General features: G+C 65.3%; 19 protein-coding genes. 11 read left to right on the top strand and 8 right to left on the bottom strand.

The window, feature by feature from the left end; translation table 11 throughout:
• Window positions 1–161: 161 nt before the first annotated feature.
• Both AC1DJT_RS15375 and AC1DJT_RS15370 read right to left on the bottom strand, forming a co-directional pair.
• Window positions 162–1,484, bottom strand: coding sequence for an NAD(P)/FAD-dependent oxidoreductase (locus tag AC1DJT_RS15375; RefSeq protein WP_476768327.1), 1,323 nt, complete (start codon window positions 1,482–1,484; stop codon window positions 162–164).
• 185 nt (window positions 1,485–1,669) lie between these two features.
• Complete coding sequence (locus AC1DJT_RS15370) at window positions 1,670–2,998, bottom strand: NAD(P)/FAD-dependent oxidoreductase (RefSeq protein ID WP_476768326.1); 1,329 nt, start codon at window positions 2,996–2,998, stop codon at window positions 1,670–1,672.
• A gap of 338 nt (window positions 2,999–3,336) precedes the next feature.
• Here AC1DJT_RS15370 and AC1DJT_RS15365 point away from each other — a divergent pair, with 338 nt between their 5' ends.
• The 5 genes from AC1DJT_RS15365 to AC1DJT_RS15345 all read left to right on the top strand — a co-directional run bounded on the left by AC1DJT_RS15365 (window position 3,337) and on the right by AC1DJT_RS15345 (window position 7,689).
• Entirely contained in the window at window positions 3,337–5,025 is a 1,689-nt protein-coding gene (locus AC1DJT_RS15365) for a peptide ABC transporter substrate-binding protein (RefSeq protein ID WP_476768325.1), read from the top strand.
• Between the two features lie 33 nt (window positions 5,026–5,058).
• Entirely contained in the window at window positions 5,059–6,012 is a 954-nt protein-coding gene (locus AC1DJT_RS15360) for an ABC transporter permease (RefSeq protein WP_476823409.1), read from the top strand.
• Entirely contained in the window at window positions 6,012–6,908 is an 897-nt protein-coding gene (locus tag AC1DJT_RS15355; RefSeq protein ID WP_476768323.1) for an ABC transporter permease, read from the top strand. The genes AC1DJT_RS15360 and AC1DJT_RS15355 overlap by 1 nt, the downstream gene beginning before the upstream one ends.
• Before the next feature lie 261 nt (window positions 6,909–7,169).
• Complete coding sequence (locus AC1DJT_RS15350) at window positions 7,170–7,478, top strand: hypothetical protein (RefSeq protein WP_441505925.1); 309 nt, start codon at window positions 7,170–7,172, stop codon at window positions 7,476–7,478.
• 16 nt (window positions 7,479–7,494) lie between these two features.
• Window positions 7,495–7,689: a hypothetical protein gene (locus AC1DJT_RS15345; protein WP_441505924.1), complete on the top strand. Its 195-nt coding sequence runs from the start codon at window positions 7,495–7,497 to the stop codon at window positions 7,687–7,689.
• A 186-nt stretch (window positions 7,690–7,875) separates the two neighbouring features.
• Here AC1DJT_RS15345 and AC1DJT_RS15340 read toward each other — a convergent pair whose 3' ends face one another.
• The 5 genes from AC1DJT_RS15340 to AC1DJT_RS15320 all read right to left on the bottom strand — a co-directional run bounded on the left by AC1DJT_RS15340 (window position 7,876) and on the right by AC1DJT_RS15320 (window position 16,391).
• Window positions 7,876–8,550 (bottom strand): AroM family protein, encoded by a 675-nt coding sequence (locus AC1DJT_RS15340; protein ID WP_476834359.1) that lies wholly within the window; start codon window positions 8,548–8,550, stop codon window positions 7,876–7,878.
• A gap of 151 nt (window positions 8,551–8,701) precedes the next feature.
• Window positions 8,702–10,372 carry an OPT/YSL family transporter gene (locus AC1DJT_RS15335; protein WP_476768321.1) on the bottom strand — a complete coding sequence of 557 codons (1,671 nt, stop codon included), beginning with the start codon at window positions 10,370–10,372 and terminating at the stop codon, window positions 8,702–8,704.
• A gap of 57 nt (window positions 10,373–10,429) precedes the next feature.
• Window positions 10,430–14,278, bottom strand: a complete 3,849-nt coding sequence (locus tag AC1DJT_RS15330) for a hydantoinase B/oxoprolinase family protein (RefSeq protein ID WP_476834358.1) — start codon at window positions 14,276–14,278, stop codon at window positions 10,430–10,432.
• The gene (locus AC1DJT_RS15325) at window positions 14,275–15,060 is read right to left on the bottom strand and encodes an IclR family transcriptional regulator (protein ID WP_441505920.1); all 786 of its coding nucleotides are present in this window, start codon (window positions 15,058–15,060) and stop codon (window positions 14,275–14,277) included. The genes AC1DJT_RS15330 and AC1DJT_RS15325 overlap by 4 nt, the downstream gene beginning before the upstream one ends.
• Before the next feature lie 545 nt (window positions 15,061–15,605).
• Window positions 15,606–16,391 carry a class I SAM-dependent methyltransferase gene (locus AC1DJT_RS15320; RefSeq protein WP_441505919.1) on the bottom strand — a complete coding sequence of 262 codons (786 nt, stop codon included), beginning with the start codon at window positions 16,389–16,391 and terminating at the stop codon, window positions 15,606–15,608.
• A 233-nt stretch (window positions 16,392–16,624) separates the two neighbouring features.
• Between AC1DJT_RS15320 and AC1DJT_RS15315 the strand changes: the two genes are divergently transcribed.
• The 4 genes from AC1DJT_RS15315 to AC1DJT_RS15300 all read left to right on the top strand — a co-directional run bounded on the left by AC1DJT_RS15315 (window position 16,625) and on the right by AC1DJT_RS15300 (window position 21,285).
• Entirely contained in the window at window positions 16,625–17,767 is a 1,143-nt protein-coding gene (locus tag AC1DJT_RS15315; protein ID WP_441505918.1) for an ABC transporter substrate-binding protein, read from the top strand.
• Window positions 17,764–18,849 (top strand): FecCD family ABC transporter permease, encoded by a 1,086-nt coding sequence (locus AC1DJT_RS15310; RefSeq protein ID WP_476834357.1) that lies wholly within the window; start codon window positions 17,764–17,766, stop codon window positions 18,847–18,849. The genes AC1DJT_RS15315 and AC1DJT_RS15310 overlap by 4 nt, the downstream gene beginning before the upstream one ends.
• The gene (locus tag AC1DJT_RS15305) at window positions 18,843–19,622 is read left to right on the top strand and encodes an ABC transporter ATP-binding protein (RefSeq protein WP_476770952.1); all 780 of its coding nucleotides are present in this window, start codon (window positions 18,843–18,845) and stop codon (window positions 19,620–19,622) included. The genes AC1DJT_RS15310 and AC1DJT_RS15305 overlap by 7 nt, the downstream gene beginning before the upstream one ends.
• 232 nt (window positions 19,623–19,854) lie before the next feature.
• On the top strand, window positions 19,855–21,285 hold the full coding sequence (locus AC1DJT_RS15300) for an amidohydrolase (protein WP_476834356.1): 1,431 nt from the start codon (window positions 19,855–19,857) through the stop codon (window positions 21,283–21,285).
• 142 nt (window positions 21,286–21,427) lie between these two features.
• Here AC1DJT_RS15300 and AC1DJT_RS15295 read toward each other — a convergent pair whose 3' ends face one another.
• Window positions 21,428–22,756, bottom strand: a complete 1,329-nt coding sequence (locus AC1DJT_RS15295) for an NAD(P)/FAD-dependent oxidoreductase (RefSeq protein ID WP_441489776.1) — start codon at window positions 22,754–22,756, stop codon at window positions 21,428–21,430.
• 324 nt (window positions 22,757–23,080) lie between these two features.
• Between AC1DJT_RS15295 and AC1DJT_RS15290 the strand changes: the two genes are divergently transcribed.
• Together AC1DJT_RS15290 and AC1DJT_RS15285 are read left to right on the top strand one after the other, a co-directional pair.
• Window positions 23,081–23,929 carry a VOC family protein gene (locus AC1DJT_RS15290; protein WP_441489777.1) on the top strand — a complete coding sequence of 283 codons (849 nt, stop codon included), beginning with the start codon at window positions 23,081–23,083 and terminating at the stop codon, window positions 23,927–23,929.
• A gap of 95 nt (window positions 23,930–24,024) precedes the next feature.
• Window positions 24,025–24,761, top strand: a 737-nt coding sequence (locus tag AC1DJT_RS15285; protein ID WP_476834355.1) for an ABC transporter substrate-binding protein, incomplete at its 3' end; no start/stop codon positions are given.

Genomic DNA, 24,761 nt, shown 5'->3' with positions numbered 1-24,761 from the left:
CTGCCGCGTTGCATCCAAGACTAGGGCCGGTGTGCAGGCGCGGACTTGGAATTGCGTCCGGCCGAGCAAAGATTCTGCCGATCATCTGCCCCGGTTCAGCATGAATTGCCGCCGGCTGCAAAAGGCCGAATGAAGGGCTGTCCGACACCGACGGGCGATGTTCAGAATTCGCCGATCTCGCCCCGCGAGCCATCGATCAGGCGCGAATGCCGGAAGGGACGCGGGTCGACGATCGGTTTGTCCCCCACGGCGAGATCGGCCGCCAGATGGCCGGCCGCGGGCCCGAGTCCGAAGCCATGCCCGCTGAAACCGGCCGCCAGCACGAAGCCCTGCAGACCCGCGACGGGCGAGATCACCGGCACGGCGTCCGGCGTTGAATCGATATAGCTGCCCCAGCTCTCCCGGACGGCGACGTCTTGAAGTGCGGGGTAGAGCGCCCGTGCCCTTGCCAGCGTCAGCGCAACGGACCTGCGGCTCGGCACGGGATCGAGCACGCGGATGCGTTCGAAGGGAGTCTCCCTGTCGAAAGCCCAGCCTCCGAGCGCCTCCGGCCCCTCGAAGAAGGAGGTGCCGAGGCCGAACTCGACCGCTTTCAGCCGCTTGATGAACATCGGCAGGAACTCGCGCGCATAGCGCAGTCCCTGCGGCGTGACTTCAAGTGTGCCTTTGCCGCTGATCGCGATCGTGTAGCTGCCGTCGAGCCGACGCGTCAGGGCGCAGTCGGGGGTGTAGAGCGCATCGAGTAATCTGGGCGCGACTTCTGTCCGCAGAATGGTCGAGCGGATGCTCGCCTGCGGAAACCGGATGCCATGGCGCCGGCAGAAGGCTGATGCCCAGGCGCCGCCGGAAAGGATGACGGAGCGCGTTCGGATCAGGCCCTTCTCGGTGATCACGCCGGAGACCGCGCCATTCGTGACGTCGAGGCCGCGGGCAGCACAATCCTGATGGATGCTCGCACCCTGCGAACGGGCGCCTTCTGCGAGGACAGGTGCGGCGAGGGCAGGCTCAGCCTTGCCGTCGCTGACCGAATGGACCCCGCCGAGCCAGGAGTGGCCGGTGCCTGCCGTCATGGCGACTGCTTCGCTGCCGGAGAGCATGCGCGTATCGATGCCGAATTGCTGTGCGGTTCCGCGCCATTTGTCCCATTGCGCGATCTGGCCGGCATCATTGCTGGCATAGATCAGGCCGCTGCGCCTGAAGCCGATATCACTGCCGATGTCGCGGCTGAGCCCGTCCCAGAGCTCCATGGCGCGCATGGCGAGGGGCAGTTCGCGGGCGTCACGGTTCTGCTGCCGGCACCACCCCCAGTTCCGGCTCGATTGTTCGCCGCCGACGACGCCCTTCTCAAGGAGTGCTACGCTGTGCCCGCGCTTCGCCAGGAAATAGGCTGCTGCGCTGCCGACGATTCCGGCACCGATCACGATGATATCGGCCTGGGCCGGCAGGCGCGCATTGCTGGCGATGCGTTCAAGCGTCGGTGACATAGGCGGGGCGCTCCGGCAGGGTTTCGTCGCGACGTTAGCGACCGCGCTGCGGGCGGCATTGGATCATCTTTGCATCGGCGCCGGACTCAATGCCGCAGCGCGGTCTCGATGCCGATTGGCGGATGCAGCTATGGCAAGACCCAACCCCGATGCGGTGGCTTGTCTTCAAGACATTGAAAGGCGCGTCACATCATGCCGGGCTCGCCGAGATCGGTCCCGTCGATCATGCGGCTGTAGCGATAGGGGTGTGGATCGACGATGGGGGTGTCGTTGGCGACGATGTCGGCGGCAAGGCGCCCGGCGGCCGGGCCGATGCCGAAGCCGTGACCGCTATAGCCCGTAGAGATATAGAAGCCGGGCAGGGTCGCGACGCCGGAGATGACCGGAATCCAATCCGGGGTGAAGTCGACCAGCCCGCCATATTTATGCGCGATCTTCACATTGGCGAGCTGCGGATAGAGTTGCCCAAGCCGTGTCAGGGCAAAGCTGATCAGCTCCTCCTGTGCCGGCGGATCGAAGGTGCGGATTCGCTCGAAGGGCGAGATGCCATCGTTGCTCCAGCGGGAGATCGCCTCCGGCCCGGCGAAGAAGGACCGGCCAGCCCGGATGGTCAGGCCCCAGCGCCGCTTCTTGAAGGTCCGCCAGAACTGTTGGGCGTAGAGCATGCCCTGCGGAGTGAGTTCGAGCAGGCCGCGTCCGCTGATGCCGACGGTATAACCGCCATCGATCCGGCGTCGGAAGGTGAGATCGGGCATGGACAGCCCGCCCTCGATCACCTGCGGCGCGGCCTCCGTGAAAAAGGAGGTGGAGCGCACGCCCGCCTGCGGCAGCTTGAGGCCGTGATGGCGGCAGAACATCGAGCTCCAGGCCCCGCCGGCGCAGAGCACTGCGCTGGTCCGGATCGTGCCCTTTTCGGTGACGACCGCCGAAACCCTGCCTCCCTCGGTCTCCAGTCCGCGTGCGGCGCAGCTCTGATGAATGGTCGCCCCCCGCTTGCGCGCCCCTTCGGCGATGGCCGGGGTCGCCAGCGCGGGCTCGGCCCGCCCGTCGGTCGGCGAATGCACTCCGCCGATCCAGTTCTCCGTACTGCCCGGAGACATGGCCTTGGCCTCGGCAGCCGTCAGCATCCGGCTATGCATCTGATACTCGCGGGCGCGGTCGGCCCAGTTCGACCAGATATCGAGATCGGATTGTTTGGTCGTCACATAGAGCAGCCCGGTGCGGCGGAAGCCCGTCTCGGCTCCGAGTTCTTCGTTCAACCCGTTCCACATCTCGACGGCGCGCTGGGCCAGCGGCAATTCGCGCAGGTCGCGATTCTGCTGGCGGCACCAGCCCCAGTTCCGGCTCGACTGTTCGCCGGCGAGGTGCCCCTTCTCAACCAGTGCGACCGAATGCCCCTTCTTTGCCAGCTCATAGGCCGCGCTCGTGCCGGCGATGCCACCGCCAATGACCACCACATCGGCAGATTTCGGCAGAAACTCGTCGCTACGGACGCGGGTGACCGGAGGAGACATAGGCTGGCTTTCCTTGCGCTGCGGGACCGCTCCGCGCGGGCAACGACCAATCCATCCGCACGGCCGATCCGATTTGATCGGCTCGATAAGACCCGATCCGGTGCAGAACCCTATGCCAAAGGCGGTGGTTGAATCGGCAGATTATGCCCGGCCGGGCGCCGTGATCGGCATACGAGGCGGGTGGGTGCAGGCCTAACCTAGGCACGCGGTTGAAGGACCGGCCGCGCCCGCGAACGACCCGACGGATGAAGCGGGCGGCGTGGATGCGCGATCGTTTCCGCCTGAATTGCCCGGGGCGCCCGGGACTTCCGCAAAACAAGCAAAAGAGGGGTTACCGGATGATAAAGCACTCCGACGGAACGACCCGTTCGGCTTTCCCGATGCCGGCATTGCATCGCCGCCAGTTTCTCGCGCTCGGAGCGGGCGGCCTGCTGGCCGCCTCGGGGGTTGGAGCCAGCGCCCAGACCAAGCCTGCTCCGCCACCGCCCGCTAAACCGACCGGCCAGGTCGTCGTTGGCCTGTCGCAGGAGCCGACAGCATTCAACCCGCTCATGCCTGGCATCGAGGTCGACGAGACCGTCTGGATGCAGGTCTTCAATACGATGTGGCTCGCCGACCCTCAGGGCAACCTGATGCCCGATCTCGCAACCGAGGTGCCGAGCGAGGCCAATGGGGGCATCTCGGAAGGTGGCCTGGCMTGGAAAGTCAAACTGCGCGAGGGCATCACCTGGCATGACGGGACGCCCTTCACGGCCGAGGACGTGAAATACACGCTGGAGCTGATCAATGCGCCGGGCTTCAAGAGCCGCACCCGGGTCGGCCATGCGCTGGTCAAGGACATCGTGGTCAAGGGACCGCATGAGATCTCCTGGCGCATGGAGAAGGCCTACGCGCCCTATCTCGCGCTGCTCTCCAACACCTTCATCGTGCCCAAGCATCTGCTTGAGAAAGCCAGCGACCCGAATACCGCACCCTTCAACGGCGCGCCGGTCGGTACCGGGCCCTTCAAATGGGGGCAGCGCACGCCGGGCGACAACATCACGCTCGTCGCCAATGAGCGTTATCACGGCAAGGGCCCCTATCTGGAGAAGGCTGTCCTCAAATATGTGCCGGACCAGACGGCTCTCTATGCACAGTTCCGCACGGGACAGGTCGACCTCATTATCGGCACTGGCATCCCGGCGAATTTCTATGCCGAGGCCGTGAAGCTGCCGGGCCGCAAGATCGTGAAGATCCCGAACGCCTCGCTCGAAATCCTGATGCCCAATCTCGAGCATCCGGCCTTGTCCGAGAAGGCGGTGCGCCAGGCTCTCTACGCCTCGATCAACAAGCAGGCGATCATCGACGTCATCTTCTATGGCCTGCACAAGCCGACGGAGTCCTTCGCGCCTCAGGAATCCTGGGCCTACAATCCCAACCTGCCGCAGCAGAGCTACGACCTCACCAAGGCTAACAAGCTGCTCGACGACGCTGGCTGGAAACGCAGCGGCAGCGGCGTTCGCATGAAGAACGGCGTGCCGCTTGAGTTCGCGGTCTCGACGACGACCGGCGCCTCGCTACGCGAGCAGTGCCAGCAACTGATGATGCAGGACTGGCAGCAGGTCGGCGTTTCCATGAAGATCAACAACATGCCGGCCGCGGTGATCTGGGGCGAGTTCTATACGCGCTCGAAGTTCCAGTCGCTGCTGGTCGGCACCGCCTTCCGCACCGTGATCGATCCCGATCCGGCCTCGCGCTTCGCCTCTGATGCAATACCCGCCAAGAACGGCAGTGGCGCCAACCAGATGCAGTGGCAGAATGCCGAAGTCGACAAGCTGCTGAAGGAGGGCCAGGAAACCTTCGATCAGGCCAAGCGCAAGGCCGTCTACTGGAAATTGCAGGAAATCGTCCGCGAGGAACTGCCGATCCTGCCGATCTACCAATATGTTCCGGTCGAGGGCTACAAGGAAGGGCTCATCGGCTACGAGCCCAATATCAATGCCCGCCAGAATACCTGGAACATGGGCAGCTGGTACTGGGCGCGCTGAGACCATGAACGGCCCCCCCGGGAACACGGCGCCATGAGCACCTTTCTCGTGCGACGGCTGCTGCAGGCGCTCGTGCTGCTGCTCATCGTCTCGATAATCGGCTTTGCGATCCTGCACCTGGCTCCGGGCGGGCCGCTCTCGCAGTTCGCCGCCGGCGGCGACATGACCCAGGCCGATCTCGACCGCATCGCTGAACAGCTCGGCCTCAACCGCCCGCTGCCGCTGCAATATGCGGAATGGCTCTGGCGCATGCTGCGCGGCGACTGGGGGCTGTCCTATCGCGACCATCAGCCGGTGCTGCAGATCATCGCCTCCCATATCGGGCCGACGATGGAACTGATGCTGAGCTCGACGCTGCTCGCCATGTTGCTCGGCGCCTGGCTCGGTATTCTTGGCGCGATCCGACGCTACTCGTTGTTCGATTCACTCGCGACGATCGGCGCCATGATCGCGCTCTCGATCCCGACCTTCTGGTTCGGCCTTGTCATCATCTATGTCTTCTCGGTCGGGCTCGGCTGGCTACCTGCCGGCAACCGCTACACCATCGGCGATGGTTCGGTGCTCAACCGGATCCATCATCTGATCGGGCCCTGCATCGTGCTCGCGCTGGTCTCGACGGCGGTCTGGAGCCGCTACATGCGCTCCTCGATGCTTGAGGTCGTCAATCAGGACTATATCCGCACCGCCCGGGCCAAGGGCGTGCCGGAGCGCCAGGTCCTGCTGCGGCACGCCCTTCGCAATGCGCTGCTGCCAATGATCACCATCACCGGCCTGCATGTGCCGACATTGCTTTCGGGCGCACTGGTGACCGAGACCGTCTTCACCTGGCCGGGCATGGGGAGGCTCTTCCTCGACTCGATCAGCTATCGCGACTATCCGACCGTGATGGGCATCCTGATGTTCACCGCCGTCCTGGTGTTGCTCGGCAGTCTGATCGCCGACCTGCTCTATGGTCTCGCCGATCCGCGGATTGCGAGGAATGGCTGATGAGCACTGATCTCACCGGCGTCACCGAAGTCCGGATCGCAGCTTCGCCATTCGTCTGGAACAGCCCCGGCTTTCGCCGTTTCCGCCGGCACCGGCTGGCGGTTTTCGGAGCGGTGGCAATCGTGGCGATGACGCTCGCCTGCATCTTCGGGCCGATGCTGCTGCCCTATAGCGACACGTTCATCGACATCCGGCAGCGCTTCGCGCCACCCTTCTCGGGCCCGCATGTACTCGGCACCGATCCTCTCGGGCGCGATATCCTGGCCCGCCTGCTAATGGCCGGGCGGATTTCACTCGCAGTGGGCTTTTCCGCCATGCTGATCAGCATGGCGATCGGCATCTGCATCGGCATGATCGCCGGATTCTACGAAGGTGCGGTCGGGGCTGCCCTGATGCGCTTCGTCGACGCGATGCTGTGCTTCCCCTCGATCTTCCTGCTGCTTGCTGTTTCGGCCCTGATCTTGCCGTCGGTGCCCTCGATCGTCATGCTGATCGCTATGACCTCGTGGATGGAGGTGGCGCGGGTCGTCGAGGCTCAGATAAGATCGCTCCGCACCCGCGATTATGTGGTTGCAGCGGTCGCGATGGGCGCCAGCAACGGCCGCATCATGTTTCGTCAGCTGCTGCCGAACGCGATCGCACCGATCGTCGTTGCCGCGACGTTGAACGTCGCCCATGCGATCCTGGCCGAGAGCTATATCAGCTTCCTCGGCTACGGCATCCAACCGCCGACTCCAAGCTGGGGCAATATGCTGGAGAACGCCCAAAGCTATCTCACCAGCGCGCCATGGCTTGCGATCCTGCCCGGGGCGGCGATCACGCTCGCCGTTACGAGCTTCAACTTCGTTGGAGACGGTTTGCGCGACGCGCTCGATCCCAGAATGGACTTGCCGTGACGTCGCGTGCTGCCCTTCTCGAAAGGGGGGAGGGGCATTGCTGCGGGCTGCACAGAGTGTGGGACGGTGGCACGTGCCTCTCTGTTAGGTTGTACCCTTTCCGAGAGGCGTTCCTGGGCGTGCCTCTGTGCTGAGATGACGCGCGGATTTTGCTTGCCTGGTGCCCTGGAAGAGCGCTCACTGCATCGCCGCTTCCGTTCAACCTGAACCGAGAGCGGGCCGCGGTGCCGGGTTGGCGCCGGTCAAGGCTGGAAGCTCGTCGTGCAAAGCGAACGCCAGGTCACCTGGCTTCAGGGCAAGGGCCAGATCATCTGGCGCGACGGTACGCGCCAGCCTGTATCTTACAGTTTCGAAACATCCCGGAACGCGAACGGCAGATGCCGCGGGCATTTCGACCTCGATCTACGTCAGGTCGCACCCTTGCTGCTCTCCTATGAGATCAGGCTGCTCTGCGAGGACGGGCATGTCGTGAACCTTGCGATCACCGATCATTGCAGCGACGGGGCTACCTTCGTGGGCAGCCTCCTCGACGAGCGCTGCGAGAGCGAGGAGTTGCTCCATGACCGGTAACTAAGGGAAGGCTGATGTGATCAGCCTGAATTTTGACTTCCGCGACAGATCCGGTCTCGGAACTTACCAGATCCCTCGGGTGCTGCCAGCGGGCGAAATCAGGCACCGACAAGACCGGGTGCGGGGCTCCGATGGCCACGAGCGGGCGATCGAAGAGCATCGGATCCGGGCCGGCGTCACGCAGAAGAACCACTTCGGCAATCTGAAATAATCGAACGAGCCCTGACCGGTCGGAGGAGCGGCTCAAGGCGAGGCGCCAGACGCCGTCTTCCGTTTGCCGTTCAGAAGCACCGGCGCAAGGGCGGGTGTGGCCGATGTCAGGCCAGTCCCTGCGTCCTCCCGGAACTCCATTGCATGGCGATCTGCCCGAGATTGGGGCCGAGCGTGACGGGCGTGCTCAGACGATCTCGGAAACGAGCTTGCCGATCAGGCTGTTGGAGAGGATCACAGGCAGCTTCGCGGCTTCCGCGGCCTCGCGGCGATGAGCCTCGACGAAACCCATGCAGTCCATCAGCAGAACCTTAGCACCGCGCCTGGCGAGGTCGCGGGCCGCCTCGGACAGGTTGGAACCAGGCCCGCCATAGGGCGAGGCCGCAGCATAGAGCGGTTTGCGATCAAGCCCGGCCCATTTCCCGGCCTCGCTTGCGATCTGTTCGGCGAGCGGCACGATGATGCCGAGTTGCGCGCMCGGGGTGAGGGCGGCGACCGTTGGCGGCAGGATCCGATCAGGTTCGATCAGTTGCGCCCTGTCTGCCGCCAGGGTCTCGAAATGGCCGGTGCAGAGCATCAGGATCGTGCTGCAGCCCTCGGCTTCCAGCATGGCGATCTTGGCCTGCGCCGCAGCTTCGGTGCGGCTCCTGTCGATGATGACTGAGCTGCCGTCCAGCAGCTTGGTGATCAGCACGGCAGCTCCGGCGCGAGGGCCGAAGTCGCGCTCGATCTCGGCCTTGCTCCGCCCGTCCAGCACACCCGCATGGCGGCGCGGCAGGTCGGAGCCGATCACCGCGTCGAGAATGGGCGTGATGTCGGAGCGCGGCGCCTGGCCGATGGTCAGGGTTCCGAGTTTGCGCATGCGAGGCCGTCCTCTGTCGAATGGGACGCCCGTGCCGTTTCCGGCACGGGCGCTGAGATCATCGATCGGATCTCGTTTCCGGTCCGATGATCCAGCTCTGTGTTCGCATCGGCCGTCCCGAAAACCGCGAAGCAGTTTTCGGGCCGTTGCTTTAGCGCCTGAAGTTCTTGATCACCGAGTCGAAGAAGCTGAAGATCGCGTCTCCGGCGATGATGCCGGCGGCGAAGACCTCCATGTCCCCTTCGCCTGTGCTGCCGCGCAGCTTCTCCCAGACAAGCCGGCAGACGATGCCGGCCAGGACGGCCCACCCCGCCATCGGGAAGCTGATGAGCAGGCCGGTGGCGAAGAGCACGCCGATCTGGCGCTTCGGGCCGCCGATGAACTGCAGGATCGCGCCCGGGATCGCCCAGAGGAAGAGCTGCCAGGCGACGCCTGGCGCCACGCCGGCCTTGATCGTCGCGGCATAGACCTTGTTCACGGGGGCGACGAGGTTCTGGTCGAAATAGGACTGGTAGGAGACCAGCACCACCGCACCGGCGATGACGAAGGCGAACATCGCAGCAAAGAGCTGCTGCCGACGGCCGTCGCGCTCGAAGGCGGGATCGGCGCCGTTGCCGCGCAGGATGTACCCGGCCTTCAGATCATAGCCCATGTCGGCGAAGGCAGGCCCCGTCGCGGCGGAGAAGCCAACGAGCAACGCAAGCGCCGGCATCGGGAAGCCGATCAGCATGCCGATGATCAGCGTGATCAGTGCGACGGCGAAGGCCGGGAACCAGCCAGAGTGCATCGCGGCGAGGCCGACGATGAGCTCATGCACATAGGCCGCGAAGGCGGCATAGAGCACGAACAGGATCAACATCCCGATCGACATATCGCTCATCAGGCCGCCGACCAGCGCGATGAAGACCGCGATCACGAGATAGGCAATGGTGCCGAGACCGAGCGCGCGCCTGACTTCCGCATCGGAAACGCCGGAGGCCGCCTCGGCCAGCTTCTGGGCTTCGCTGCGCCTGAACAGGAGCTGCGCGACCTGAAACAGGGCAATCAGCCCTGCGCCGATCATGAAGCCGTGCGGGATATAGGCCGCCATCAGATCGCCCTTCGGGATGATCTCGGCGAAGAGCGGGCCGCCGAAGAGCTGGCTGGAATAGCCGCGCAGCAGCAGGCCGACGCCGAACATCGAGAGCGCCCAGATATTGCCGATGAAGGCGACGCCGAAGGCGGACATCGGAATGCCGGAGACCGCCGTCGAGCCGACAAAGCCGATGGCCGCGAGCGGCACCTTGACGAAGGAGACCAGGATGCCGGTGACGAAGCCGACCCCCATCAGCACCGCCTTGCGTCCGCCCTCGTCGCCGGCCTTGATCGCTTCGGCGGCGGCAACGCCCGGGGGCCAGGCACCGGTCGCCGGAAACACCCGGGAATCGAACATCCGGTAGAGCAGGTAGGCGTCGAGCAGCATCGCCGCGAAGGCGCCTGCCAGCATCGGCAGCACCAGATCGGAGCGACCAAGCAGGAAGGGAATGCCGATCGGCAGCAGCAGGCTGTTGGCAGCCCCGAATGTCGCGGACGAGATCGCGCTCTGAGCCAGATTCTGAACATGGATCGAGCGGTAGCGCGTGAACATCGCTATCGGCACGCGCGCAAGCGCCATGGCGGCGAGCGCCCCGATTAGCGATGTGTTTGCCGTGATGCCCAGGGAGACCAGAAGCTGCATGCCAATGATCGCGCCAAAGACGCAAAGAATGGCGATCAGCACCAGCGTCCCGGGCTCGAACAGGCTCGGGTGCCGCTGAGGCACTCCTTTCGGTTGGTCCTTCATGCCTCAGTCCCCGTTATTGGCCCCTGGAGGGGCAGATGTGCTTGTTGATGTCAGTCGTCAGGCAACAAGGATGCCGGCCTTGGCCTCGCCGACGTCGTGCGTCGCATGGCCGGTCTGGACCCCGTAGTCGCGCTTGGCGGCCTCCGGTGAGACGAGGCCGAGTGCGATGTCGCGGGCGATGGCGTCGCGGGAGCGCTCCGCCGCCGCGCCGTAGCCGGCGCCGCCGGCGAGCACGAGTTCCACGATCTCATGGGGATGCTTGACCTGGACGAGGTCGCCCGTCCCGACATCCTTCAGGACATGGMCCTGCTCATCGATGACCCGCCCTGATGCTCCGCCGCCGGCCTTGCCGCCGAACAGGCCCGGGATCGGGTTGTTGACGCCTTCCGGATAGAGCGAGACCAGCGTCGGGAGACCGTCATCGGAGAGCTTGCGCAGGCGGACGCGCTGGCCGAGGCCGCCGCGATGCTCGCCGGCACCGCCGGAGTCGGTGAGATAGGTCTTCTCCACGACCAGCACCGGCACGCGCGCCTCGAAGGTCTCGATCGAGGTGTTGGCGGCCGAGGTCGGATAGAGAAGGCCGGACTTGCCGTCGCCATGGGCCGAGCCGCCCTGGCCGCCGCCGACGAAAAGCATGTCGGAATAGGTATCACCCGCCTGGTCCCGGCCATAGACGCTCGCCGCCACCGGTAGTCCGGTGAAGGCCTGGACCTGGTTCGGAGCGGCCTGTGACAGGGCGCGGAAGATGTTCGGCGCGATGTACCAGCCGGTGCGCGTCCGCAGGTTGACCGCGAGCGGCTTGTCGCAGTTCAGGATCGAGCCCTTCGGCGCGTCGATCGAGAAGGCGCGATAGCAGCCGGCATTGCCGCGGACATTCGGCGTCAGCATGCATTTCAGCGGGTAGGTCGCATGCGCCATTGTGTAGTTCAGGGTGCAGTTGAGCCCGCCCTGCGGCAGCTGCGGTGGGGCGCCGTCAAAGTCGAGATGGATCGTGTCGCCCTTGACCGTCAGCGCCAGCGGATAGGTCATCGGCGTGCCGAGCGGGTTGTTCGAGACGGTGCCGTGATAGGTCCCGTCCGGCAACGCGGCGATGGCCTCGCGCATGGCCTTCTCGGAACGGTCCTGCACCACCGAGGCGAGGGCGCGCAGATCCTGCATGCCGTAATCGCTCAGGAAGGACTGCAGGCGCTCGGCGCCGATCGCATTGGCCGCGACGAACGAGTGCAGATCGCCGAGAACCTGCTCGGAATTGCGGACGTTCTCGCCCAGCAGGCGGACGAGTGTCTCGTTGATCCGGCCAGCCTCGTAGAGCTTCATCGGCGGGATCTGGAAACCTTCCTCGTAGATCTCGCGGGCCCTGAGGCTGTCCTTGGTGCCGCCGATATCGGAGACATGGCCGACAGTGCCCATCAGTCCGACGACGCGGTCGCCCAGGAACACCGGCGTGACCACGGCAATGTCGAAGAGATGGCCGGCGCAGAGCCAGGGATCATTGGTGATCAGAACGTCGCCGGGCTTCAGGGTGTCGGCCGGATAGCGCTCGAGCAGCGCCTTGACGGCGCGCGGCAGGGTCAGGTTGAACACCGGCATGGCGCGTGGCGAATGAGCCAGCGTCTCGCCCTCGGGGTCGAGCAGCTCGCAGGCAAAATCCTGCGCTTCGGAGATCACCAGCGAGAAGGCCGTGCGGCAGACGGTCAGCCACATCTCCTCGACGACGTTGACGAGGCGGCTCCACATGATCTCCAGCGAGATCGGGTCGGCCTCGATCCGGCGCGCGGCCTCAGCCAGCGGCATGTCGGCGCTGATCGTGGTCTCGGCGGCGCTGGCCCGCCCGACGCTGACCAGCAGGTTAAGTACCTGGTCGATCGCAACCGTATCCCCGGGAGGAACGATGGTCGTCGCTTCGCGCTCCTCGATGATCGCGGGACCCTTGATGGAGTCGCCCGGCCGCAGCGCGTAGCGATCATAGACGGTCGCCTCGCTCCAGCCGCTCTCGAACCAGGCCTGGCGAGTGCCCTTCACCTTGGTGCCGGCATCGCCGCCGCCGGCCGCGCCGGAGAGCGAGAGGCTCGGCACCGGACCGGCGCAGCGGACGCGGAAGTTGATCGCCTCGAGACGGGCGCCCTCGTAGACCGAGGTGTAGCGCGCCGAATAGGTGGTGGCGAAGGCAGCGCGGATGGCGTCCAGGCTCGATGTATCGATCGTGCCGGCCGGCAACGTCACCGCGATATCGTGCATCTGGCCGACGAGGCGCATATCGGCCGAGCGCTCGACCGTGATGTCGGCTGGCTTCACGCCGGCCTCGAGCAGGTGCTTGCGGCCCTGCGCCTCCAGCTCGCTGAGCACGGTGTTGACGGCCTGGGCGTCAAAGCCCTCCGAGAACTCGACCGGCAGCGACTGCACCATGTCGAAGGAGAGCGGCGCGGCGAGAAAGCCGAGCGCCGAAGCCGCGCCGGAGGCCGGCGGAATGATGACCTGCCGGACGCCGAGCACGCGGGCGACATCGACGGCGTGCGCCGGGCCCGCCCCACCGAAGCCGACCATGGCGTAGTGACGCGGATCCTTGCCCTTCTCGACGAGATGGACACGCGCCGCGGCGCCCATGCTTTCGACGACGACCTTGTGGATGCCCCAGGCTGCTTCTTCCACGGAGAGGCCGAGCGGCTCCGCCACCGAGGCAACAGCCTTGCGCGCGGCCGCGAGATCGAGCGCCATGCGTCCTCCGAGGAAGAAGCCCGGATCATAATAGCCGAGCACCAGATTGGCGTCGGTGACGGTCGGCTTGGTGCCGCCCATGCCGTAGCAGGCCGGGCCGGGGTCGGAGCCTGCCGAGTGCGGGCCTACCTTGAGCAGGCCGACCTCGTCGATGGCGGCGATCGAGCCGCCTCCGGCGCCGATCTCGATCATGTCGATGACGGGAGCCTTGATCGGCAGGCCGGAGCCCTTGGCGAAGCGGTTGACGCGACCGGCTTCGAGCATCGGTGCGATCTCAGCGCGGCCGTCCTCGATCATGCAGGCCTTGGCGGTGGTGCCACCCATGTCGAAGGAGATGACGTCCTTGTGGCCGGCGAGCTCGCCGAACAAGGCTGTCGCAAGGCCGCCGCCGGCAGGGCCGCTTTCGAGCAGGCGGATCGGGAAGGTGCGAGCGGTCTCGGGGGAGACCAGGCCGCCAGCCGAATGCATCAACCGCAGCGAGCCGGTGAACGAGCGGGCTGCGAGTTCGCGCTCCAGCCGTTCCAGATAGCGCCGCATCAGTGGCTGGACATAGGCGTTCGCCGCGGTGGTGACGAAGCGCTGATACTCCCAGATTTCGGCGACGACCTCGCTCGACAGGGAGACCGTGAGTTCGGGGCAGGCGTCCCGGACGATCCGGCCGGCTTCCTGCTCATGGGCGGAGTTGCGGTAGCTGTTCAGGAAGCAGATCGCGATCGCTTCGCAGCCGGCAGCGGCCAGCTCGCTGGCGGCTGCACGCACCGCGGTTGCATCGAGCGCCGTCACGATCTTGCCGTCGCGGTCGATACGCTCCGCGACTTCGAGACGAAGCTCGCGCGAGACCAGCGGCTCCGGGAAGGTCAGGAACAGATCGTAGATGTCATAGCGCTGCTCGGTGCCCATTTCGAGGATGTCGCGGAAGCCGCGCGTGGTGATCAGGCCGAGCTTGGAGCCCTTGCGCTCGATCACCGCGTTGGTCACCAGCGTTGTGCCATGCACGATGTCGCCGATATCGGCCAGCGTGATGCCGGCCATCTCGGTCAGTTCGCCAAGGCCGATCAGGGCAGCCTCGGACGGATCATGCGGCGTGGTCAGGCGCTTGTGCAGCAGGACCGAGCGCTCCTGGCCGTCATAAAGGATGAAATCGGTGAAGGTGCCGCCGATATCGAAGCCGATGCGCCAACGATTGCTCATGGAGCTGTCTCCGCGATTGAGGGATGTAGGGGAAAGAAAAGCGGGTCCCGGGTCAGCGCCGCGATCTCGGCGGCGCCTTCTCCCAGAGAACGGATAATGGCGAGGCGCTCCTCCGGCGTGACGGTCGCTGCCGGGAAGGAAATGCAGAGCGCGACTTCGTCGCCGGTGCTCGGATCGCCGACCGAAACCGAGATGGCGCGCACGCCCCTGACCGCCTCGTCATGGGATTCGGCGTAGCCCTCGCGTCGTGTGACGGCGAGCCGCGCCAGGAGTTCGTCGAGGCCCTGCGGGGCTGTATCGGACGGCGGTTCGAAACCGCCGGCATAGAGGCGGCGGACCTCGTCGTCGGGAAGGCGGGCGAGCAGGGCGCGGCCGGTGCTGGACGCGAAGGCGGCAATTCGATCGCCAATCGACGTGACGACGCGCAGGGCGTGCCGTCCGGGATGGGCCGTGACGCCKACGATGTCGGTGCCGCGCCGCACGCTGATATAGCCGGTATGTCCGACCTCGTCCGAGATGCGCCCGATCACGGAATCGGCCCGGTCGATCAGCGAGGCGGCGAAGCGGTAGATATGGCCGACCTGATTGAGCAGCAGGGAGGGGCGGTAGCGCTTGCTGTCGCCGACCGTTTCCAGCAGCCCCTCGTCGCGCATCGCCCGCAGCAGTCGCGACGCATTGCTCTTCGGCATTCCAAGCAAGGAAACGAGATCCGTCACCGTCACATCGTGACGCGTGCTGGAGAAGCAACGGAGCACATCGACGGCCGCCGACAGAATGGACATCCGGGTGAGTCCAGAAAAGTTCCATAAAATGGAACTTGAGTTGCAATAACAGGAACAATATCGCGCCTGACCGAAGAGTCAACAAGCGTTAAGGATTGAGGGTGGAATGCGCTCGGACGAGGCGCTATGGCCCTGGAGTGCCGGATCAACGGCGGTCCTGCCTGATTGGCTTGTGTGCCTCCGTTGAAGCTGCAGGCAGTCCGACCCGCCCAGCGCTCGATCCGGTGCAGGTCAAGCTTCCTTGCCGAGCCCGGTCAGGCCGACAGGACCAGGAATGCCAGGGAAGGGAGTTCGACGACGAGGCTGCGCACAACCGGGCGTCGGCCAGATCGGAGAGGCAAGCGACTGCGCAAGGCGGCGCTGTTCCAGCCTTTCGCCGGACTGCGGCGCGGAGCGGCGAGCCGCCATTCATGTTGAGGTTGCGGGCTCGGACGATGCTGGCTCGCCCGGGTCGGGGCGAATGCGGCGCGTCTCAGGACGCGGCGCAGGGCATGCCGCCGCCTTCGCCTGCCAGGTCCGTCTGTGCGGGGGAGGCGGTAATCACCTTAGGACGGCTTGCGTGCGGAGATCAGGAAGCGGTTTTGCGCTGCGCGCTCGAGACGCTGGAAGAGCGGCATGAAGCGACCCTGGGCGCGGTGGATCGGGCCAAGGTCGCGGTCGACGACGACGTCCTCGAACCCTGCCTGCCTCAGCAACTCGGCGACGGCATCGGGGCGGCACCCATCAGAAAAATAGACGCGCGACAGGATGCTTGCATGGGTGTCCGCATAAGGTGGGGGAGGCGGCACATTCCTGCTCAGGCGTTTGACAAGTCGTGCGAGCCACTTGATCAACCGCCTGTCCGGTGGGGTGTTGATGGTGTCCGCGTCGATGATCGCGACGCGTCCGCCCGGCTTGAGTACCCTGTGCCATTCGGCGAAGGCGGCCGGCGGGTCGGGCAGGGTCCAGACAAGATGCCGGGTGACCACTGCGTCGTAACTATCCGAGGGCTCCAGCGTATTCTCGGCATCGCCGAGGAAGAGCTTGATCGGTCCCTTGCCCGAGACCTTGGCGCGGGCACGCGCCAGCATGGCCTCGGAGAGATCGAGGCCGGTCACCGAAAAGCCGAGTTCCGACAGCAGCAGCGAGATCACCCCCGTGCCGCAGGCCAGGTCGAGCGCCCGGCGCCCCTGATCGGTGCCAAGGTGCCGCGACAGAAGCGCGAGCCATGCGCGCCGTTCTTCCAGGGAAAAGATCTCGTGGCCTGGCGTCGTATCGAATGTCTCTGACCTGATGGACCAATAGTCCCGGATTTCATCCTTCAGGCTGCGATTTGCGATCGTGGTCGACATCGATCATTCGCCTTGTCTTGGTCCGTTTCCGGCACCTTTCACCACGCTGCGCTGCGTCTCACAAGTCTTTCCTTCGGTTCGCGCCGAGAAGTTTTGTGAATGAGCGGTCTGTTCTTCACTTTAGAATTCGTTTAATCAAGTAGATTGGATGTATTCTAAAAGATATGCCTTGACCGACCTTGTGTCATTTCATACGAGCCGCCCAGCYCAGACGAGGTTTAGGTGGTGGCGTGATGGCATTGCTTCACAGGGTTATTCAAGTAGCCACTCTGACCATTGGCCTCATCGCGTCGACGTTGCCTGCTTTCGCGGAGAAGGTCAGGGTCACGGATGTTCTCGGCCGGGCGGTCGAGGTCAACGCGCCAGTCGAACGCGTGATCCTGGGCGAAGGGCGGCAGATGTACTTCGTCGCCGCGCTCGACAGGGACGATCCGTTCAAGCGTGTCGTCGGCTGGCGGGACGATCTGCCGAAAGCCGACCCCGACAGCTACAAGGCCTATCTCGCCCGCTATCCCGCGATTGCCAAACTGCCGAATTTCGGTGGCATGAAGGAGGGCGCATTCGACGTCGAGCAGGCGATAGCGCTGAAGCCGGACGTTCTCTTCCTGAATGTCGAGGCGAAGATCGCCAGCGACGAGGCCAAGCTGGTCGAGAAACTCGCCTCCGTCGGCATTCCCGTCGTCTATGTCGATTTCCGCGAGAAGCCCTTCCAGAACACCGAACCGTCCATGCGGCTGATCGGCAAGCTCTTCGGCAAGGAGGCGCTTGCGGAGGACTTCATCACGTTCCGGGCCGAGCAGATCTCGCTGGTGACGGACCGTCTTGCCAAGGCTACGGCATTGAAGCGGCCGGTCGTGATGATCGAGCGCGCCGGGGGCTATTCCGACGATTGCTGCATGTCGTTCGGCAACGAGAATTTCGGCAAGATGGTCGAGATCGCCGGGGGCAAGAATTTTGCGGGCGACCTGATCCCCGGGACCTTCGGTACGGTCAATGCCGAGGCCGTCGTCGCCGCCAATCCTGATGTCGTCATCGTCACCGGCGGCAATTGGGAGGCCTATGTCCCGGGTGGGGCCTGGGTCGGCCTTGGCCCCGGCGTCGACCTGATCGAGGCGCGCCGCAAGCTCGCTGCGCTGTCGCGCCGCCCCGCCTTCGCGCAGACGGCCGCCGTCAGGAATGGCCGCGTCCATGGCATCTGGCACCAGTTCTACAACAGCCCCTACCAGTTCGTCGCGATCCAGGAGATCGCGAAATGGCTGCATCCCGACCTGTTCAGGGATGTCGATGCTGACGCCACACTGAAGGCCCTGCATGAGCGCTTTCTGCCCTTGCCTTACCAGCCCGGCTACTGGGTGACCGTCGAGGCCAAGGGATGAGCGAGATCGGAATATCTGGCGCCGCTGCCGAGGCGGTGCGCGAGGGCGGGGGGCGGGCGAGCTATCGCGCCCTGAACGCGCGCCGGCGCATGATCCTCGCCGGGCTCTTTCTGCTGCTGCTGCTGAGCTTCATTGCCGACCTGATGATCGGCCCGGCCCGCTATGCGGCGTCCGATGTCGTGCGTGCGCTCGTGATGCCGGACAGCGTCCCGGTTGCCGTGCGCGTCGTGATCTGGGACATCCGCCTGCCGGTGGCGTTGATGGCGGTTGTGACGGGCGCCTCGCTGGCCATGGCGGGCGCCCAGATGCAGACGATCCTGAATAACCCGCTCGCCAGCCCGTTTACCCTTGGGATATCGGCTGCAGCCAGTTTTGGCGCGGCGCTCGCGCTCGTGTTCGGCGTCGCCATCCTGCCGTTCGCCGTCGATTATATCGTGCCGTTGAACGCCTTCATCGCGGCGATGGGGGCGGCCATGCTGATCCATGTGCTCAGCCAGTCCCGCGGCGTGACGACCGAGACGGTGATCTTGCTCGGCATCGCCCTGGTCTTCACCTTCAATGCCCTCCTCGCATTGCTGCAGTTCTTCGCCTCGGAGCAGGCGCTCGGCGCTGTGGTCTTCTGGATGATGGGGAGCCTGACGAAGGCAAGCTGGAACAAGCTTGCGATCACCAGTGCCGTGGTTGTCCTGTGCGTGCCCTTCTTCATGCGCCGCGCCTGGGCCCTTACCACGCTGCGTCTCGGTGACGAGAAGGCGGCAAGCTTCGGCATCGATGTCAGGCGGCTGCGGCTGGAAATCATGCTGCTGRTCAGCCTGCTGGCGGCTGTGCCCGTGTCCTTCGTCGGCACGATCGGCTTCATCGGCCTCGTCGGCCCGCATATCGCGCGCATGGTGATCGGCGAGGATCAGCGCTTCTTCCTGCCGGCATCTGCGCTCGCCGGTGCCGCCATCCTCTCGGCCTCCTCGGTCGTCAGCAAGTCGCTGATACCGGGCCTCATCTTCCCGATCAGCATCGTAACGGCGCTCATCGGCGTGCCGTTCTTCTTCAGCTTGATCCTGACCAATCGGAAGCGGTCATGGTAGTTGGCCTGCAGCTTCGCGAGGTCGGCGTCCGTTACGGCCGCAAGGTCGTTCTGAGCGAAGTGACCACACCGCTGCTCAGCGGCGGGGAGGTCGTTGCCGTGATCGGCCCGAACGCGGCCGGCAAGTCGAGCCTCTTCCGACGGATTGCCGGCCTTGTGCCAGGGGCGGGCGAGGTCAGCATTTCCGGCGAGAGCTCCGTGCCCGGGCGCCGCGCGCCGTTGTCCTGCTACCTGCCGCAGGATACGGCGGTGAACGCAGTGCTCACGGTTTACGAATCGATCCTGCTCGCCTTCAAGCAGGGCGGGACATGGTCGGTCAGCGATGACGAGCTCAAGCGGATCGATTGCGTGCTGCGCGATCTCGAGATCGAGGATCTCGCCTTCAGGGGGCTTGGGGAACTCAGCGGCGGTCAGCGCCAGTTGGTTTCGATCGCCCAGACGCTGGCGCGCGAACCGGACATCCTCCTGCTCGACGAGCCGACGAGCGCGCTCGACCTGCATCGCCAGTTCGAAGTGCTGTCGCTCGTGCGTCGACTGGCGCGGGACCGCGGCATGTGCGTCCTGATCTCGATCCACGATCTTAATCAGGCGTTGCGCGTCGCCGACAGGGTCCTTGTCCTGGCCAAGACGCGCCTGGTCGCGATCGGCGCGCCGCGCGAGATCGTGACGCCGTCGCTGCTGGACGAGGTCTATGGCGTCAGGGCGCGCGTCGAAGGCCTGTCTAGCGGCGAGCCCTATGTTGTCGTCGAGGGCTCCACGCGCCACGCCGCATAAGGATCGGCCGTCCAGACGGGCAACGTCGTCCTCTTCTGACGCCCGGCGGCCCGGGCGCGTTCCTGCCCGTGCGGGATCCTGCGCTGGCTGCATGACCCGATCGTGCTCATGCTTCTTGCCGGCTTGTCGCGCTGGGCGTTTGGTCGCAACAGCGAGACGCAGGTTCGCGCCGACACCGATCCGGACGATCGGCCGCGCGACGGCATGGGCAGGAAAGAGCCAGGAGCAGGATATGACCGATCAGCAGAACACCGCCGAGATCTGGCGGTTGGCGGATGCCAAGAGTCCGGCTTTCTTCGAGCTTAGCGACCGCGTCTGGGCCGTGCCCGAACTGAATTATCAGGAGGAGCGTTCGGCCGCCGAACACGCCGCGATGCTCGGGAAGGAGGGCTTCCGTGTCGAGAAGGGCGTCGCCGGTATTCCGACGGCACTGATCGGCGAGTCGGGCGAGGACGGTCCGGTCATTGCGATCCTAGGCGAATATGACGCGCTGCCCGGACTGAGCCAGGAGGCCGGCGTCGCCGAGCAACGCCCGATCATGTTGGGGGGAAATGGCCATGGCTGCGGCCACAACATGCTCGGTTCGGCCTCTTTGCTTGCCGCGACTGCCGTCAAGGACTGGCTGGCTGCGAAGGGCATCAAGGGGCGCGTGCGCTATTATGGTTGCCCAGCCGAGGAGGGCGGCTCGTCCAAGGGCTTCATGGTGCGCTCCGGGCTGTTTGACGATGTCGATGTCGCCATCTGCTGGCACCCCTCCTCATTCACCGGCGTCAGCAAGGCGATCTCACTTGCCTGTGTCGAGGTCGAGTTTACCTTCCGGGGCCGTGCATCCCATGCAGCTGCCTCGCCGCAACTCGGTCGCAGTGCGCTCGATGCGGTCGAATTGATGAATATCGGCGTCAACTACATGCGCGAGCACATGCCGAGCGATGCGCGTGTCCATTACGCGATCATCGATGCCGGCGGCATCGCGCCGAATGTCGTGCAGGCGCAGGCGACCGTGCGTCATTTGATCCGCGCCCGGACGCTCAGCGAGATGTGGGACCTGGTGCGGCGGGTCAAGGCGATCGCCGATGGCGCCGCTCTGATGACGGAGACTTCCGTCGTTGCGCAGCAATTGTCGGGCGATGCCAACCTCGTGGGCAACCGTCCGCTCGAGGAGGCGATGCACGCCAATCTCATCCGGCTCGGCGGGCCGGGTTTCGATGCCGCTGACCGCGCCTTCGCCGCAGAGTTCCAGAAGACCTTCTCGAAGGAGGATATCCGCGCCTCCTATGGCCGCTTCGGTCTGTCGGTGCGGGAGGGGGAATCGCTCAGCGACGACATCTATCCGCTGGACTATGTCGCCGCCCTCTCCGTGGGGTCCACCGATGTTGGAACTGTGAGCTGGGTCGTTCCAACCGTGCAATGCCGCGTCGCCTGCTATGCCGTGGGCACGCCCGGACATTCCTGGCAGCTGGTCGCGCAGGGCCTCGCGCCGGCGGCGCATAAGGGGCTCTCGCTTGCGGCCAAGGCCATGGCCGGCGTCGCGGTCGATGTCCTGTCCCAGCCGGCGCTGCTCAAGGCGGCMAAGGCTGATTTCGCTGCGTTCCGCGCCGAGAACCCGTTCCAGAACCCGATTACCGACGATATCGAACCGCCGCTCGACATGGCGGCTCATTGAGCGGGCATCGGCCACGAGCCGTTTTGGCTCAGCAAGGATCGCCCGGAGCCATCGTCCGGGCGATGATGTTCGAAATGGCGCCGGCGCTCCGGATCGATCGGTGCGGGTGCTGCCGCACGCACCAGCCTCGTGCGAGGAGTGCTTAGATCTCGGCCGCGTCCAGCCGCCGATAGAGCGGTAGCGCCAGCGGCGCGATCCGGCGCACGACCGCGCGGAACGGCTGGGATTTTGGCTCGGACAAGGGCAGGCCGAGCGTCTCGATCGCCGTGCCTTGCGTCGCCCTGGCAAGCTCGCGACCAAGCGAGATGGACAGCGCAACGGCCCGGCCATTGCAGCCGACCCAGGCAAAGCCGTCCGGCCCGAGACGGTGGATGCGCGGATAGCCCGGCACCTGCGGCTGGAGCAGATTGTCGGGGGTCATCCCGACATAGCCCGACCAGACATAGTCGAACTCGACATCGCCGAGCTGCGGCCAGAGTGTTTTCAGCCGTGCCGCGATCTGCGGCCGCAGATTGACCCCGCCATCGCCCGGCAGCACGGCCGCTCCCCCGGTGACAAGGCGGTTGCGGGCGTCCCAGCGGGCGAAATAGAGCTCGCGATGCGTGTCCGACATCGCCTGGCGGCCCGGTATGACGGTCTTGGCGATATTGTCGCTGACCGGCTTTGTCGCCATCTGCCAGGACAGAACAGGGATGACCTCGCTGGCGATCTCGGGGGCGAGATCGCGCTCGAACTCGCCGGTATAGGCATTGGTCGCCAGCACGAGCGCGCGAGCGGTGACCGAGCCGCGCGCGGTCTTCACCGTCCAGCGGCCATTGGCATGGCTCATCGAGGTGGCGGGAGACCGCGCATAGATGGTTGTGCCAAGCTTCAGCGCGACCTCGGCCAGTCCACGTGTCAGCGCGAGCGGATTGATATGACCGCCCGTGCGATTCCAGAAGCCGCCGAACCAGGCATCCGACCCGAGCATCTCCGCCGCAGCGGCGCGATCGAGCAGTTCGACCGGTGCCCCGATTGCCGACCATTCGCGCACGCGCTTCTCGGCGAGCTTGAAGCGACCAGGCGAATGGACGGGCTGGATCCAGCCAGCTTGTTCAGCCTCTGCCGGGATATCGTATTTCCGCACGAGGTCGAACAGATACTGAGCGCTGTCGCGCAGCACCGCGTTGAAGCGTTCGCCGGCTTCGCCATGGCGTTTCACCATCGCGGAGGGATCGTGGCCGGCAAGCGTCGGGATGACCTGGCCGTTGTTGCGCCCCGAGGCGCCCCAGCCGGGCTCGGCTGCCTCCACGATCGTGACGTCGACGCCGCTCTCGCGGAGATGGATCGCGGTCGAGAGGCCGGTAAAGCCGGCACCAATCACCACGACATCGGTCTGGACATCCCCTTGGAGCGCGCTGAGCACAGGCCCAGGCTGGGCGGTGGCGGCCCAGAGAGAGGGAGGCCAGGCGACGGAGGGCGGAGCAGTCATCGGCGGCGATCTTTCGCAAGGCGGGCCGGTCAAAACCCGTTTGGCAGGAGCTTGCGCATACTTGCCGCCATGACCGCCCGCTCGCAAGTAGGTTGGTTCCAGCGATTTGCCTGGCGGAGAACAGTTTTCTATTTTTCTCGCCAAAGACGAATGAAATCTACCAAATTTAGGCTTTCTCGCTCGGGTTGTTGAAAATACTATTCTCCGGACGCTATGTGTGCCGCGCAGCGGGGGCTGCTGGAAACGTCACCTCGAAGTGGTTGCGCCCCTCTGTTGGTTCGGATGAACTCTGCTTCCGTTGGGTTCTTGGTCAAAGGGGGCGTCATGTCGCTCAAGCACATTCTCGGTCTCGATCATGTCGTCGTGACCGTCCGCGATCTCGATGCTTCTGCCCGGCAATGGGAGCGCCTCGGTTTCACGGTCTCGCCGCGCGGCACCCATTCGCCGATCCTTGGCACCGGCAACTATACGATCATGTTCGGAGACGACTATCTCGAGCTGCTCGGCGTGCTGACCGAGACGGATCAGAACAAGCCGACCCGCGACTATCTGAAGAACCGGGAAGGGCTGGAGCGCGCTGCCTTCACCACGGATGATGCCGCTGCCGGCGCGGCCGAGCTCAAGAGCCGTGGCCTCGAAGCCCTGGGTCCCGTGCATTTCGGCCGCCCGGTGGATCTGCCGAATGGCGGGACGGGCGAAGCGAAGTTCAATGTCTTCCGCTGGCCTCTGACCGAGAGTCCCGGCGGACTGCGCATCTTTGCCTGCCAGCATCTGACGCGCGAGACGGTCTGGATTCCTGAGCTCCAGAAACATGCGAACGGCGCGAGCCGCATCGTTMGGGTCGAGGTCCTCGCTGCAGATCCGAAGGCGGCCGCCGGGCATCTCAGCCGTTTGATCGACGAGCCTGCGCGTCCGCAGGATGACGGCTGGCTGGTGCCGTCGGGCGGCAAGCGCGCCGATTTCCTGTTCTATGATGCGGCCGGTTTTGCGCGGCGCTATCCTGATGCGGTGCGGATCGGTGCGGCTCCCGCCGGCGCAACCGCGATCGTTCTGGCGAGTGCCGATCTCGAAGGCGCTGCCAAGGCGCTCGGCCCGCTCGCGGTGCGCCATGGTGGTGCCGTCAGCGTACCGGCCGACTCCGCCAATGGCGTGATCGTCAGCTTCGTACCGTGACGCGAGCCTTGGCTCCCCTTTGAGAACAGCCTGATGGCCGGATCATCGTGAATTCCGGCTCTGCCCTTATCGAACACCGGACCCAGGAGGTCTCCATGGACATGACCCGCCGCGCCGCGCTGCTGACAAGCGCCGCCATCGCTTCCAATGTGCTGTTCCCGATGCGCTCCTTCGCCCAGGAAACACCGCGCAAGGGCGGAGTCTTCACCGTCCATTACGGTGCCGAGCAGCGCCAGCTGAACCCGAGCCTCCAGGCCTCGACCGGCGTCTACATCATCGGCGGCAAGATCCAGGAGCAGTTGGTGGATCTCGATGCCAGCGGCCAGCCGGTCGGCGTGCTCGCCGAGAGCTGGGAGGCTGCACCCGACGGCAAGACGATCACGTTCAAGCTCCGSCCGGGCGTGACCTGGCATGACGGCAAGCCCTTCACCTCCACCGACGTGCAGTTCACCGCGATGGAGATGTGGAAGAAGATCCTCAACTACGGCACCACGCTGCAGCTCTTCCTCACCGCCGTCGATACGCCCGACCCGCTGACGGCAGTGTTCCGCTACGAGCGCCCGATGCCGCTCAACCTGTTGCTGCGCGCACTGCCCGATCTCGGCTACATCTCGCCGCGCCATCTCTACGAAGGCAAGGGCKACATCCGCCAGAACCCGGTCAATCTGGCACCGGTGGGCACGGGGCCGTTCAAGTTCGCGCAGTACGAGCGGGGCCAGCACATCATTGCCGACCGCAACCCGAACTACTGGCGCGCCAACGCCCCCTATCTCGACCGGATCGTCTGGCGCGTGGTCACCGATCGCGCTGCCGCCGCCGCCCAGATGGAAGC

It is taken from the genome of Allobosea sp. 05T422_2 (genome assembly GCF_056396265.1).
This window is presented reverse-complemented; position numbering and strand designations above follow the sequence as displayed.